This is a genomic window from Protofrankia coriariae (assembly GCF_001017755.1).
GTDB lineage: Bacteria > Actinomycetota > Actinomycetes > Frankiales > Frankiaceae > Protofrankia > Protofrankia coriariae.
Genome location: NZ_JWIO01000008.1, coordinates 85,807 through 100,302 on the forward strand (window position 1 = coordinate 85,807; position 14,496 = coordinate 100,302).

Annotated in this window: 11 protein-coding genes (2 of these 11 cut by a window edge); 3 read left to right on the forward strand and 8 right to left on the reverse strand. The window is 69.9% G+C overall.

The genetic code is table 11. From position 1 onward, the window contains the following. The 6 genes from FrCorBMG51_RS07295 to FrCorBMG51_RS07315 form a co-directional block, all read right to left on the reverse strand. On the reverse strand, positions 1–759 hold the 5' portion of the coding sequence (locus FrCorBMG51_RS07295) for a Fic family protein (RefSeq protein ID WP_052914446.1). It extends 378 nt beyond the left edge of the window; the window shows 759 of its 1,137 coding nt (coding positions 1–759); the start codon lies at positions 757–759; the stop codon falls past the left edge of the window. 152 nt (positions 760–911) lie between these two features. Continuing rightward, positions 912–1,202, reverse strand: coding sequence for a hypothetical protein (locus tag FrCorBMG51_RS07300; protein WP_047222326.1), 291 nt, complete (start codon positions 1,200–1,202; stop codon positions 912–914). Between the two features lie 67 nt (positions 1,203–1,269). Further along, a complete protein-coding gene (locus FrCorBMG51_RS07305; RefSeq protein WP_047222327.1) occupies positions 1,270–1,488 on the reverse strand; it encodes a hypothetical protein in 219 nt (72 codons plus the stop codon). A 1,123-nt stretch (positions 1,489–2,611) separates the two neighbouring features. Beyond that, the gene (locus tag FrCorBMG51_RS28025; RefSeq protein ID WP_157180428.1) at positions 2,612–3,169 is read right to left on the reverse strand and encodes a hypothetical protein; all 558 of its coding nucleotides are present in this window, start codon (positions 3,167–3,169) and stop codon (positions 2,612–2,614) included. 598 nt (positions 3,170–3,767) lie between these two features. Beyond that, positions 3,768–5,186 carry a glycosyltransferase gene (locus tag FrCorBMG51_RS07310; RefSeq protein WP_076843338.1) on the reverse strand — a complete coding sequence of 473 codons (1,419 nt, stop codon included), beginning with the start codon at positions 5,184–5,186 and terminating at the stop codon, positions 3,768–3,770. A gap of 108 nt (positions 5,187–5,294) precedes the next feature. After that, positions 5,295–6,200, reverse strand: coding sequence for a glycosyltransferase family 2 protein (locus tag FrCorBMG51_RS07315; protein ID WP_047222372.1), 906 nt, complete (start codon positions 6,198–6,200; stop codon positions 5,295–5,297). Positions 6,201–6,712: 512 nt separating this feature from the next. On the opposite strand from FrCorBMG51_RS07315, the gene FrCorBMG51_RS07320 reads away from it, so the two are divergent. Together FrCorBMG51_RS07320 and FrCorBMG51_RS07325 are read left to right on the forward strand one after the other, a co-directional pair. Next, entirely contained in the window at positions 6,713–7,432 is a 720-nt protein-coding gene (locus FrCorBMG51_RS07320; RefSeq protein WP_235433392.1) for an acyltransferase, read from the forward strand. Positions 7,433–7,782: 350 nt separating this feature from the next. Continuing rightward, complete coding sequence (locus FrCorBMG51_RS07325) at positions 7,783–9,429, forward strand: hypothetical protein (RefSeq protein WP_052914447.1); 1,647 nt, start codon at positions 7,783–7,785, stop codon at positions 9,427–9,429. Positions 9,430–9,614: 185 nt separating this feature from the next. On the opposite strand, the gene FrCorBMG51_RS07330 is transcribed toward FrCorBMG51_RS07325, so the two are convergent. Both FrCorBMG51_RS07330 and FrCorBMG51_RS07335 read right to left on the reverse strand, forming a co-directional pair. Further along, positions 9,615–11,273, reverse strand: a complete 1,659-nt coding sequence (locus FrCorBMG51_RS07330) for a class I SAM-dependent methyltransferase (protein WP_235433393.1) — start codon at positions 11,271–11,273, stop codon at positions 9,615–9,617. Positions 11,274–11,540: 267 nt separating this feature from the next. Further along, on the reverse strand, positions 11,541–14,120 hold the full coding sequence (locus tag FrCorBMG51_RS07335; RefSeq protein WP_047222328.1) for an HAD family hydrolase: 2,580 nt from the start codon (positions 14,118–14,120) through the stop codon (positions 11,541–11,543). 289 nt (positions 14,121–14,409) lie between these two features. On the opposite strand from FrCorBMG51_RS07335, the gene FrCorBMG51_RS07340 reads away from it, so the two are divergent. Further along, positions 14,410–14,496: the 5' portion of an ABC transporter permease gene (locus tag FrCorBMG51_RS07340; protein ID WP_086055301.1), read on the forward strand. It continues 846 nt past the right edge of the window; the window shows 87 of its 933 coding nt (coding positions 1–87); its start codon is at positions 14,410–14,412; the stop codon falls past the right edge of the window.

Below are 14,496 nucleotides of genomic sequence, written 5' to 3' on the forward strand. Positions count from 1 at the left end.
GAGTACGGCGGTGGCCTGCCACATTCTGTTACGGGTGAATCCGGTGAACTCGGTGAGAATGCCCGCTTCGACGAGCGGCGCGATGGCGCGCCGCTCGTTCTGCGGCGTGACGCCGAGTTCGGCGGCCACCGTGCCCGCGCCGACGACCGGCTGCCGCAGAAGCACATCGGCAAGCCGCCGGGCGCCAGAGTCCCGCCGGACCCGAAGCGTCTCCTCCCAGCTCGCACGAAGACCGCGCAGTTCGGCGGCAAGCTGACGCCCGTTCGTGACGGCCGCGAAGGAGGCGTGCGCCATCCGTTCCACGATTGCCGACAGATCTCCCTCGCGATAGGCGGTCAGGGCGTCGAAATAGGCCCCGGTCTCGGTGAACAGCCCGGCGGAGACCGGGACGGTGACGTCACGGGTCAGCCCGTGACCGCGCAGCATCGCGTGTATCAACGCCCGGCCGGTACGTCCGTTCCGGTCGGGGAACGGGTGGATCGTCTCGAACTGGGCGTGCGCGATCGCGGCCTGGCTCAGCGACGGCAGATTGGTCCTGCCGATGAACCGCACCAGGTCGTCCATCAGCGCGGGGATGTGGCGGTGGCGCGGGGGAACGAAGGCGGCGTCGTGCGGGCCGTAGGAATTCCCACCGATCCACACCTGCTCCTCGCGCCAACGGCCGGCGATTCTCGGGGCGTGCCTGGACAGGAGAGCCGCGTGCACGGCCAGGATCGCGTCCTGGTCGAGACGGTCGGCCAGGTCCAGAGCGGCTTTCATCGCGGCGACATTCCCGACGATCGCGGTGGCGTTGCGCCTGTCGGTGCTGCCCAGTTCGGCGAAAGCGATGGCCTTCGCATCAGAGGTGAGGTTCTCGATCCTCGACGAGGACGAGGACTCGGACGGACGGACGATTCACAGAAGGGCTGCGCCTATCGGTCGAAGATGTCGTGGGTACCGATACGGAGCCAGATGATGTGCGGGCCGCGCCTGCCGGGGACCGGGTCGCCGTACATCCACAGCGCCCGGCCGTCGGGCGCCCATGTCAGCTCCCAGACACCCGGCATCTTCCTGAAGGGCTTTGCGCGCAGCCGGGGATCCCGGCGGCCCTCACGCAGGGCCTGGACGAACAGCCGACGCGCCCGGTCGAACGCGGCCCGCTCCGCGGGACTCAGTCGCGAGTACTCCGCGAGGAACCTCGCGACGACGTCGAAGGTCGGCATGCGCACACGATAGGGGATCCGAACAGCAGTTCGATGCCGACTCGCTCATCCGGACACGCGGACGCGGTCAGCCGGCCCGAGGATGCGGGTGCGCGGCCAGTGACGCGAGGAGCGCGTCGAACTCGTCCTCGCCGTGGCAGCGGATGAACCGGCCGGCCGCATAGTCGTCAAGCGCCTCGTCGATCGCCCGTTCGGTCCCGGGATCGGCGTCGATCTCCTCGGCGTCGGCGAGGAGCCGTGGCAGCTCGCGCTCGTCCGGCCAACCGCCGGGCTGTGGCTGCGTCACTTCCCTCCCCGTCCCTCCGGGTCCGTCCGGATCCATCAAGTCTGCCTCGACCTCAGCATGCCTACACATGCCAGCACATACAAGAACCCCATCGGGTGAGCTACGGACCTCCCCAGCGCTGGATGATCCGGGTGCAGTCGCCACCTGCTCCGCAAGGGAACAGGCGTCCGCCCTCGGCTCACCCCGCATCTCCCCGCCCTACCGACGTGACGCACCAGCACAGCGACGATCGAACAGTGGCGGCCCTGGTTCCGGAGCAGGCCCGAACTCGGAATCCTCGATGCTGGTCGGCACAGGCGGCGAACGTCCACACCCCGACCGGTGAACCGACTGATCAAATCATGAGTTCAGCCTCAGTATCCGTCACCCGGTCGGTGACGCGGTCGGTGATGGAGTCGACGTGCACCACTCGGCCTGGATCAACAACGTAACGCTTGTGCGGGTCGAGACACAGGAACCAGGCTCCGGACGCTGGCCGAGAACATGCCGCACGTTTGGGGAGCCCGCGCAGACCCCCGTGTAGCTGATATCCAGAAAATCGTGTGAGCGAAAGGCATAAGCGGCATTGTCCAGGGTCATTCCAATCACGTTGGGAGCCGCGTTGCACTCCGCCCTGGTATGTACAGGTAACGGTACGGGACCGATCACCCGGGAACTGCCGGTCGGACGCGCGGCGGCCTGGGTGCGCCCCGCGGGACTCGTTCGTATCGCCGGAGGGGACGACCGACTGGACGGCGCCATCATGATCGACGGTGTTGCCAGAGGCGGCGTGGACTGCGCCGACGGGGCCCCAGTCCCAGCGGACGGCATCGGATCTGAAGGAACGGGCGAAGCGGTCAGCATCGGATCCGGAGGAAGATGCGAAGCGGTCGGCACGGCTTCCCGACCACACTGCTCGCCTTGCCCAGTCCAGCCACAGCCGGCAAGGAACAGCAGCAACGTGCAGGCAGTGAGCCAGACCCACAGGATCATCTACCTACATGATGCTTCTCTTCCTCCCACCAGGTCACTCCCCTCCTGCTTCTCTGCCCGTGTGTTCTCTGCCTGTGCGGCGCACCACGCCCTGCCTGGTGGAACTACGCGTTCAGCATTAACAATATTGAAAATGATGTTGAGGTGTTTCTTATATCTCATCATCTTCGAGTTCGGGATATACGGGTGGCGTCGGCGGACTGCTTGAATCCCAGATACCGCGACCGAAATTATCTCCAATTTTATGCACATGCTCAGGCGCAGGAGGAGCCGGCCAGATGCCGATGGCATGCTCTTCTATGGGCTCACCGAGAACCGTACTGTGCTTCATCGCCTCATCGCGACCACGTGCTTGTACCCGTACTCGATACCAGCCTCGACCGACGTGTGAAAGAACACCGGCATCCAATACTGCGTTCGCCCCCCATTGCATCAGGCATGTCTCACCATTAGTGCTGTAGTGACTAATATCGACTACCACCTCCCAAGCTTCAAGATTAAGAGTGGGTTCGACATCGCATTCATCGATCGTTAGTCGCACGTTTCCGGTGTGCGTTCCACCCATCACTGTGAGATGCCCAGGACCAGCCGCGACCAGCGAGTTACCGTGGTGGATTTTAAAAAGAGTTTCCACGTCAGGAGAAACATCGAAGTCGCAGATATAGTACTGGAAGTAGGACAGGTGCAGCGAGTCAGTAATCCAGATCATGTCCTGAAGAGCCCGAAAACAGCGGAGAGCCCAGGCCCTGGCGGACCGTACCGACCTACGGCACAGTCCGGGAAAGACATGGGCGACCTACACGTCCACACGGACGAGTAGCGGGAGGAAGAACGTGGAACAACGCGAGAGAACACAAGGAAAAGCGGTGGAGACGGACGGAATGATCTGGGCCCGACATCGTCGAACGGGCGGACGTCACCCCGTCGTGTTCACGGCGTTCACCGTGTCACACCGTCCGGCGCTATGCCACTGCTCCTGGAGATTACATGTCGATGTTGCGCGAGATTTGTTGTCGACGCATCCGACCACCAGCCGGGGACACCGGCCGGCGTTGCGTCCAAACAAATATCCGCTGATGCACAACCAGAAATCACGGGACGGCGTCACGGGGCGCGGCTGCCCCTGATCACCCAATGGTCGCCCGCCGGCGGGAAGATTTGACACGCGGTGGCGGCAGGTGTTGTTCCAGAAGTTGTTCTCCGCGCCCGGAGCGGCCGGGCGGCACAGCGCACACCGGCACGTCCGGGAGCGCCTCGGGGGCTGTCTCCGGGGCCATCCCTGGACACAGTCCCCAGGCCGCAACCTGTCAGCGACGGCCGAGAGCGTCGTGGAGCACTGTCAGGTAGCGGTCCCATGCCGCGTCCGCGTCGGGTGGGACGATCCCGGCGCGCAGGGTGTCGAGCACTCCCGGCTCGTACAGCCGGCGCAGTGCGGCGGCCAGCGACCCCGGGTCGTCCGGGGCTGCCAGCAGGCCGTCCACCCCGTCGCGCACGGCCCGCGCCAGCATGCCGACAGAGGTCGCCACCACCGGCAGGCCGTGACGATGGGCCAGATCGGCGTTCTGGGTCGCCGTCGCCGACCGGTACGGCAGGACCAGCGCGTCGGCGGCCGCGAACAGGGCCGGCACCTCGGCGGCCGGCACATAGCCGGGACGCAGGTCCACCCGCCCGGCCAGGCCGAGCTCGCCGACCAGCCGCCGGGTGTCGTCGACCCCACCCCAGAACTCCCCGGCGACGGTCAGGCGCACGTCGGGTGGGCCGGCGACGAGCGCCCGCAGCAGGACGTCCAGCCCCTTGTACGGCCGGACCAGCCCGAAGAACAACAGGCGCCGGCCGGGGACGCCGTCACCGCGCAGCTCGGCCTCGGCCCCCGCAGTGCCGAGTCCCGCGATGTCGAGTTCCGCGATGTCGGACTGCGCAGTATCGGATTCCGCAGTGCGGGGTTGCGCAGTGCCGGGTTGCGAGATTCCGGACTGCGAAGCGGCGGGCGACGAAGCGGCGGGTTGCGGGGCGCCGGCCGTGCCCAGGTGCGGGGCCATCTGCGCCACCCACACCGGGCGGGTGGTGAGGCCGCGGGCACGCTCGGCCTCGGTCGGCGTGTGCACCAGGACCCCGGACACCCTACGCAGCACCGCCCGCACCAGTGGGACGTCCAGGGCACGCCGCTCGTGCGGCAACACGTTGTGGCACAGCGCGAGCGCCACCGGTCCTTCCCGCCGCCTGCCGCCAACCGTGGGGACACCCCGTCTCCCGCGAACGGTCTCGCCGCCCTCCGCCGGCCCCGCGCCCACGGACCCGCCCCCGAGACGTGGGGTCGGCAGGCGCAGGCCAGCGAGGATGCCCAGGTAGGCCGGCACCTGGATCGGGGTGACCACGACGATGATCATGGCGTCCACGGCGTTCGCGCCGGTACGCAGCCGGTGGCCCAGCCGTACCCAGGTGTCCGGCCGCCGCCATGACAGCGGGTAGGACGTCGCCGGGAACGGCCACGTCTCGGGGGCGTCCACCCGCTGCCGGCCCGGGTAGAGCCGGGTCGGGTACTGCGCCGACCAGGACTCCAGCCGGACGTCGTGCCCGCGCACCGCGAGTCGGTGCGCAAGTTCGGTGGTGTGCTGGGCCACGCCACCCTTGTAGGGGTGGGTCGGGCCGACAATCGCGATCCGTGATCGTGCCGGCGCCCCGGCGGGCGTCCCCGACCGTTCGCCTGTCGCCTCGTCCGTCACCATGGAACATCCATCGCTGTCAGCACATCTGTCGCTGTCAGCACGTCTGTCGCCGTCGGAACATCCGTCACCGCGGAAGCCGACAGGGCATCAGCGCAACCCGGCGGGGCATCAGTCGCCGCCGCGGGAGCGGGCCACGAGATCCCCGATCAGGGCGAGCACGACGATCTGGAAACCGACCAGGATCGCCAGCAGCGTGGACGTGGTGACCCGCAGGTCGTATCGGATCAGGTCGACGACGAGCTTCACGAAACCCAGCCCCATGATCCACAGGGCGATCGGCATCAGCACCCGGATCGGGTCGAAGTACATCACCATCCGGAGCACCTGCAGGATGTAGCGGCGCGCGTCCCGGAACGGGTGGAACTTGCTCTTGCCCGAGCGCTTCGCGTAGTCGATCGGGATGTAGTCGACGGGATGCTGGTTCGACAGGAACGCCATCGTGATCGTCGTCACGCAGGAGAACCCGGGCGGCAGCAGCCGCAGGTACGGCAGGGAAACCTCCCGCCGGAACGCCCGCAGCCCCGAGTTCAGATCGGGGATCTTCATGCCGGACAGCCGCTGCGCGATCATCCGGATGAACCACTTGGCCGGCACCCGCGCCCACTTGTGGGTGCCCTCCTCGGTCGTACGCGCGCCCACCACCTGGTCGACGTCGGGACAGGCCTCGAGGTGGCGGACGAACTCCGGGATGCGCTCGTTCGGGTAGGTCATGTCCGCGTCGGTCCAGACCACGATCTTCCCGCGGGCGTCCTGGGTGCCGATCCGGCGCGCGGTGCCCGACCCGCCGTTGCGGCGGAACGCGATCAGCCGCATGTTCGGGAAGCGGTGCATCACGCCGCGCAGCAACGCCAGCGTGTTGTCGGTCGACTTGTCGTCAATGACCAGCAGCTCGTAGCTGTAGCCGCTGGTGTCCATCGCGGCGGTGATCCGCTCCAGCTCGTGGATGATGTGATCCTGCTCGTTGTAGCAGGGCAGTACGACCGTCACATAGGGCGCGGCGGGTACCTCCGCCACCGGCCCGGCGCCGCTCTGCTTCCTGGGGACCGGTACGCCGGGGCTGACAGCTGCGCGTACAACGCTGACACTCACGTCGATGTGGCTCCTGATTTCCGTCCGGGAACAGGGGGTTCACCGGTGCCGTCGAGTTGCGGCCGGACCGGCCGGGCCGGTCGGGTCGAATGATCACAACCTCCTCCGCACGTGTTCGGGATGCCCCGTCCGCATGCCAGGGTTACCGGATGCCAGCGTTACACGCCGCGGCCACCGACCGGTCACGGAGGTCCCACGGCGCGGTGACCCGCCCCCGCCGCCACACCCTCGGCCGACGCGACCACCCGGGTGCGACTACCCAGGTGCGACCACCCGGGTGGCGGCGGTGCGGACACGGGACGGCGCACGCCGGGACGGACGCGACTGGCGGTACATCCCAGCATGACCACCGATGGTGAGCCGATGGTGAGCCGATGGTGAACGGGGGCGCATGGAGGTCATGATCGGCCCAGGCCGACCGGTTAGGATTGCCGGCCATGGGTGGGCTCATCGAGCGTCTCGGCAGTCAGGTCAACCGGTTCGACCGGCGGTTCGTCGACGACGCGCGCGAGTACGCCCGCAACGTCCGAGCGCTGCGGGCCGGACGGGAGACCTCGGCGCGCTCCTTCGTGGCCGGGCTGCGCTATCCGCTGACGTACGGTCAGCCCATCTGGACCGGTTCGCCCACCGTGCTCGAAGGCCGTGAACGGATCGAGTTCGCCGACGGCGCGGCGCTGCGGATCGGCCTCGGCCCGTTCGGGATCTCCACCCGGCGGGACGTCTCTGTGCTGCGGATCCACCCCGAGGGGCGGCTGCGCTGCGAGGGGGTCGTCTCGGTGCAGCGCGGCACCCGCATCGTGGTGGACTCCGGCCTGCTGCAGCTCGGCCACGGCGTCAACATCAACGGTTTCGCGAAGATCCTCGTGCGGGAACGGGTCAGCATCGGCGCCGGCTGCAACATCTCCTGGAACACCCAGATCCTCGACAACGACTTCCACCCCATCACCGTGGACGGCGTCGAGCAGCCGGTGAGCGCCCCCGTCGTCCTGGAGGACCGGGCCTGGATCGGTACCGGCGCCATCGTCCTGAAAGGGGTGACGATCGGTGAGGGCGCGATCGTCGCGGCCGGCGCCGTGGTGACCAGGGACGTCCCCGCCAAGACGATCGTCGCGGGCAGCCCGGCGAAGGTGGTCGGCCAGGTCGACTCCTGGCGCTGACCGTTTCTGTCTCCCTGTCCGATCTTCTGTCTCCCGTCCGATCCCCTGATCGTCTGATCTCCTGATCTGAATCTGATCCACCGGCGGCGGCCTGCTGGCCAACCGGCCCGGATTTTCCGTCTTCCCGCGCTTCCCTCGCTTTCCGCGGTCGCGACTGCGGCGGCATGATTCCTGGCAGCCGCGAAGAACGAAAGCGTCACAGCACACGCAGCCGTCGAAAAGGCACAAACCCTACGTACGATGGCAACCATCCGTTTCCGGAGATCCCAGCCCCACCCGCCAGCGGGCCGGAGGCGGCATGATCACGTGTTTCTCGCGTCGCCGCGGGCCCGAGTCCCGGAGCCGCCCTGATGGAGGCCGCAGTCGGAACGACCGCCGCCGCGGTTGCCGTGGAACCGTCCGGTGACCGCCCGGCGGAGCGGTTCAGCCCGCTTGGAATCCTGCGCCAGGCACCCGGCCACATCTGGCTGATCACCGCCGCGTTCGCCTGCCTGCTCGCCTCCTGGTCGATACTGGTGCCCCACTACCACGCGCCGGACGAACCGAACCAGGTCGACGCCGTCATGCGGCTCGTCCAGGGCGACGGCTGGCCGCACCCGGGCGACGCCGTGGTGACACCGGACGGGGTCGGTGCCATCAGAGCGTCACCGTTCGGCAGCCGGACCAGCCCCTACGAGCTCACCGTCGCGCCGATCCCGGCGCACGACGCGCCCCCGGACTCCCAGCGGCCGGCCTGGCGGGATCTCGCCGCCCCGGGGCAGCCGTCCGGTTACATCCAGCAGATGGTGCAACACCCACCGCTGTACTACCTGCTGGAAGCGATGATCCTCAAAGTGCTCCCGGGCAGCGGCGACGCCCTGCGCTGGGACGTGACCATCGGTCTGCTGCGGATGAGCAACGTCCTGATGGTGGCGCCGCTGCCGCTGCTGGCCCACGCCGCCACCAGACGCCTGTGCCCCCAGCCGGTCGCCGCGACCGTTGCCGCGCTGGTCCCCTGCGCCGTGCCGCAACTGGTCCACATCGGCTCCAGCGTCAGCAACGACAACCTGCTGATCGGCCTCGGCGGGCTGGTCACGGTGGCCGTCGTCCATGTGCTGCGCGGGGACACCTCGGCGCGGACCGCCTGCTGGATCGGGCTGCTCACCGGTCTCGCGCTGTTGACGAAGTTCTTCGCGGTCGTGCTGATACCGATGATCGCCGCGGCGTACGTCTGTGCCCGGTTGCGCGGCGCGCGCTCGCTGTGGCGACCCGCCGTGCTCTGCGGCGGGCTCGGGATCGCCGCCGGCGGCTGGTGGTGGCTGGTCAACGTCCTCCGCTGGCACACCGTCCAGCCGCGCACACCGGGGTTCCCGCCCGGTGAGTACGTCGGACGGGACTGGAGCGTCTACTGGTCGTGGATGTCCGAACGGCTGGCGACCCGCTGGTGGGGTTCCATCGGCTGGTACGAAGCCGACCTCTCCCCGGTGCTGGTGCTCGTCGCCTCGCTCCTGCTCGGCGGCCTGCTCGGCTGGGGCCTCCTACGTGCCCGCGGCCGGGCACAGCGGATGGACCTGTTGTTCATGCTGTGGCCGACGGTCGGCCTGCTCGTGATCGTCGGCGGGCAGGCCGCCGCCCACCTCGTCCGCACCGGGCACATGACCGGGGTCTCCGGACGGTACCTGTTCACCGGCTTCGTCGGGGTCGCGGTCCTCGCCGGCGCCGGAGCCGCCGCGCTGGCCGCGGCGCTGCGGCCACGCCCGGCCCGCTGGCTGCCGCTCGCTGTGTTCGCCGCCGCGGTCGGCATCCAGCTGGACGCGGCATGGCTCGTCCTCGGCCACTTCTGGCGGCCCGCCGGGGGCGGGCCGGTCGCGGCCCTGCGCGCCATGGCCGCCTGGTCGCCGTGGCCGGCGGCCGGCATCGCGGTCGTTTTCGGGTCGGCTCTGGCCCTCGCCATCCTGACCGCCATAAGCCTCGCGCGAAACACCCGGGCCGCCAGGCCCACAACGCCGGCCCCATGACGCGGACGCACCACAGCCACCCGCACGGAGCATGATCCAGAATAGTTTGTCATTTTGTACGCCAGCAGGAACAAAAAGTGTACAAAACGACAAAGATTCGGCGATCTTTCTCGGCGCTGGTGGCCGTGGACCGCGCCGGCCGCGGAGCGGATCACGGCCTGGGGTACCGGCGGGGTGCGGGGAGGTCAGCGGCGGGCGTGCAGGGCTCCGCGTACCGCACGCGCCGTACGTACCGCCCGCGCGCCGCGGTGACCGCCCAGCCGGACCTTGAGCGCCGCGTTCGCCACCCGGGCCGCGTGCACGAGCTTCGGTTCGTCGGCCAGGGCTGCGCGTAGCTGCTGGGCGGTCGCGCGTTCCGCCTCCAGCGCGCGTTCGGCCTCGGCGGCCGCGTCGAGCAGCCGCAGTTCGGTCGTGGCACGGTCGGCCAGGGCCGCGTCCAGGCGGGCCCACTCCCGCTGCCGCCGGCGAGCGGCGTCGATCATCTCGTCCTGCAGCAGTAGCACGTGCAGGTAGAGGTCCAACCGATTGCGTTCCAGGCGGGTCAGCAGACTGTTACGCACCCACGGCCGCAGCAGCTCGTCGACCCGTTCGGCGTACGGGGCCCGGTCGTCCACCACGATACCCAGGCCGAAGATCGGCGCGGCCACGAACAGGCGCAGTTCCGGACGGGTGGCGAGGAAGTCCTCGACCGCCGTGCGGACGCCGTTGCCCGCCCCGCCCTCCGACCGGGCCCACGCGAACGCCCCCTCACCCCGCAGCCCGCCGGCGACCACACCGGTGCTGTCGAGGCGGACCCCGAGCTCCCACGAGTACGGCTGCCGCTCAGGCTCCGGGATGCGCTCGGGCGTGTAGTAGGAGTCCCGCCGGGCGTTCGGCCAGCCCACGTCATGCATGATCAGCAACGGGAGGTAGGGACGGCCGGTGGCCCGGGCCGCGTCGGCGATCGTCTCCAGCTCGCTGGTCACCGTCGCGTAGTTGTGATCGCCGTCGATCAGGTAGGCGTCCGCGGGAGCGAGCCCGACCAGGGCCTGCGGGCTGTAACCGCGCACCACGTCGACCTCGAGCCCGTCTCCGGGCTCGGGCGCCACGCCCGGATCCGGGTCGATGACCACCAGTTTCCCGCCGCCACGCCCGCGCAGCAGGTCGACGAGCAGGGACGTGGTGGCGCCGCTCTCCGAGCCGATCTCGGCGACGCTGCGGATGTCGGCGGCCCTCAGCAGCGGCACCCAGATCTCCCGCAGCTCCGCGAGGGAGTGCAGCAGCAGCGGCTGCAACGTCCTGTTGGGGGCCGACTCGACCGCGTACGTGTCAGGCTCATCGGCCCCGCCCAAGACGTCCTCCTCGCGATCGTCGACGCCTTCACGTTCAGTGACAACGCCGCCAGGAGCGACGGCAGCCGGCATGCTCCCCGACACGCGGGCGGTGACCACGCCGCCGCTCTCCCGATCGCCGCGCGTCCCCCGATCGTCACCGGTCTCCTGGTTGTCCTGTGCCTCCTGATTGTCCTGTGCCTCCTGGTCGCCGTGGGCGGCAGCGGCGCGGCTGGCGGACGGCACGCCGAACCACGGCGTACCCGGCCGCGCCCCGGCCATCCCATTCGATCCATCCGATCCATCCGATCCGGCGGCCCCGGCGGCCCCGGCGGGATCAGGATCCGGGACGGGGGTGCCCGCGTCGGCGTCCGCGGGCACCCGATTGCCGGGATCCGGCGCTGACAGGTTCGCCGCGGGATGCTCACCGGCGCTGCCACGCGGCCCACCGTCACCGGCGGAACCGCGCCACTCGGCCGGACGGCCCACAGCAAGATCGTTCACGCTGGCCCCACCCAGAGCTGTATCACTCACAGCGACCCCGTCCACATTGTCCGCAACGACCGCACCATCGCGATCGACCGATTCTCCCTCAGAGTCTTCTTTGGATGCTTCCAGCGACGCGCCCGGCAACCACGATCGCACCACCTCCGACCACGGCGCCTTTTCAGTGGCCTCCTTCGATGGCCGGCTTCAGGGGCATCCGGCTTCAGGGGCATCCGGCAGCTTCAACGGTCCCTGGAACCCTTCGGCGGCACAGGCAAAATACGATCATGCCGCCGGCGGCCCGAGAGCACAGGCTCAGAAACGCTCCTCGAGCTCACGCCGCAGCCGCTGGACGGCCCGGCGTGACAACGGCGCGCTCTGCTCGGTCGGGATCGCCAGCGGATCGGAACGGATCCCCAGCCACCCGAAGGCGAACTCGACGTCAATGGCGTAGGTGGCCGCCAGATGTGCCTGCGCCACCGGGTCGAGCACGTAGATGAGCTGCGGGTCGTCACCGAGAATCTCGATCAGGTTCGGCTGGAGGACCCGCGCCCCGAGCAGGTGCAGCCGCGCCTCGTCCAGGACCGAAGTGATCGTCACCTCGTGGGGCTCGGTGACGTTGTTGAGGTGGAAGGACAGCTTCAGCCAGTCCAGCCGCAGCAGGCCGCGCCGGCCGGCCGGGTCGATGCGCACCCGGCGGACGCCGACCCCGTCGATGCGCAGGCGCACCAGCGACAGCCCGTCCCGCCCGGAGCGGGTGACCGCGGACTCCTTCGGGCCGGCGGCGAAGTCCGCCCCGGCGTCGACGTAGACCTCGACCGGTCCGGCGGCGGCCTCCGGGGAGACCTCCAGCGCCGAGATCCCGGCGCCCGCGGCCAGCCCGCTGACGACCGCCAGCGGCCGGTTCGCCACCGCCGCCACCCCCGCCGGCCAGTAGAGCTCCTGCATCGGGATCTTCTCAAGATCGGCCGAGGTCAGGTACGGCATCCTGCGCAGCAGATCGGCGGGCAGCAGCCCTTCGGAGGACTCGGAGCCGAAGTTGTCGTCGTGCGACCACATCCCGAACGCGAACGCCTCCTGCGGGATCGGCCGGGTCACGAACCGGGTGAGGGTGCGCAGGGCAGCCAGCCGCGCCCCGTCCGACACCAGAGACGGCATCGGTGTCTCGCTGCGGTGGTAACGCAGCCATTCCCGCTGGTAGGCGAGTACCCCGTCCTGGACGGCGGCCCGCTGCGCGACCTGCGTCCGGGAGGTGTGGTCGGCGGCGAGCACGGGGGTGAGATCCTCGTCGAAGCCGATCAGCGAGCCGATGTCGGGCATGCAGAGCTGCTCGAGCACCTCAGGGCTGCGCATCACCGGGGCGAACAGCGCCTCCGGTTCGCCGCCGGAGGCGACATAGCCCTCCAGCCGCAGCCCGGACAGGCGGTGCACGTTGGCGCCGGCGTTGGTCGCCAGGTACAGGCCGACGATCTCCACTTCGCGGCCGGAGGCCACCAGCAGCTGGTGCAGCAGGCCCTGGATGGTGCCGCCCCAGCCCAGGTCGACGATGACGATCCGGTCCGCGTCGCCGAGCTGGGCGTCGAGATAGCGCAGGTAGCGCTCCCGCAGCTGGCTCGCGGTCGTCACGATCTCGCCGCGGACCCGCTCGTCGTTGCACAGCGCCCGCAGGGTCTCCTCGAGCAGGCCCGGGACGTCCAGCCGCCGGCCGGCAAGCGCCGAGAGGCCGGCGACCTCCTCCACGCCCACCCCGAGCTGGCGCAGCAGCTGCCCGACGCTGGGGGCGTGCCGCCGGGTCAGGAAGCCGCGCAGCTCCTCCGGGCTGCCCTCGAAGACGTTGGCCAGCGCGCACACCTGCCGGGACGCCCACAGCGGGGACGTGGTGATCCCGCGGTCGTGCCCGGGCTCCGCCAGCGCCCGGGCGAGGAACACCCCCTCGCGCATGAGGCAGTGGATCCGGTCGACCCCGTAGGCCGCGGCCCGTTCGACGGCCCACTCGGCGAATCCGGTGAACACCGGGCCGAACACGGTCGCGCCGGTCTCCCAGTGACGGCGCAGGCCCGGTGGGACGGCGGCGGCGTCGGCGCGGTGCAGGGTCCGGGCCCGGATCGCGGTCACCCCGTGGTCGCCGTGCACCGGGTCGACGGGCGTGTCGGAGGTGGGCCGGGAACGCAGCCCCTCCAGGTCCAGCGTCGTCTCCAGCCCGCTGGTGTACTTGGGGTAGTGGACGGCGAGAATCCCGTGCTCACGGGCGCCCTCGACGTCGGCGACCGGGTTGTCACCCAGGTGGATGACCCGGGACGCCGCGACCCCGGCCTGCGCGAGCACGTGGGCGAACAGGCCGTTGCTCTTGTTCACCCCGGCGTCGCTGGAGGTGAGCACCTGGGTGAACCTGATGCCGGCGAGCTCCGGGCGCCGCAGCAGCCGGCGCAGCTGGTCCGGCGAGAAGTAGGTGTCGGAGACCAGGTGGACGGGCCGGCCGAGCTTGGTGATGGTCAGCTCGGCCAGTTCGGCAACGGCCAGGTCGGCCCGGCAGATGTCCCGTTCGAGAGCGACCTCCATGGCGACGAGGTCGTCGATGCTGCCGCTGCCGGGCAGCGCCGCCGCCAGCACCGACCAGATCTCGTCCAGCCGGGCCTCCGGCGTGCCGCGCCCGGCCTGGCTGCGCTCGCGGGCTCTGGTCTCGGCGTGCACCCGCAGCTGGGCGAACTGCGCGGGCGACAGCGACGGCGGCAGCAGCCCGGCGGCGGCCAGCCGGTGCCCGAGCAGCAGGAAGGCGTGGGTCGGTTCGGGCACGAGCCGCAGCAGCAACGTGTCGAACACGTCCAACGTCAGCACCTCGGCCCCGCCGGACTCCAGATGGGACCAGACCTCACGGATCCGGACGTCGGTGAACACGGGCGTCCTCCACAGACGGGGGCACCGTGGCCACCGCCGACAGGCCGGCTGGTATCCGGGTCAGACTGGACAGTGACCGGCCGGAGCTGAATGAACGGCCCGATACTATGAATCGGCCCGGTGGCCGCAGTCACCGGAGTACCAGGTCCGGCCGCCGGAGCGCCAGGCCGGCCACGTATCGTCTCGGCGCGGTGTCCGCCGGTCAGTGCGATCCGGTGTTCCCGGTAGCGTCGGGCCCGTTTCCCACTTGGCGCGGCTCACGGAAGGTTGTCGGTGTCGAACCTGACTGATGAGCGGTCCGCACCGGCGGCCACGCCGGCGGCGCGGCGACGGATCCACGACGACGGGCGGGGCCCGGATTCCCGCCGGCTCGCCC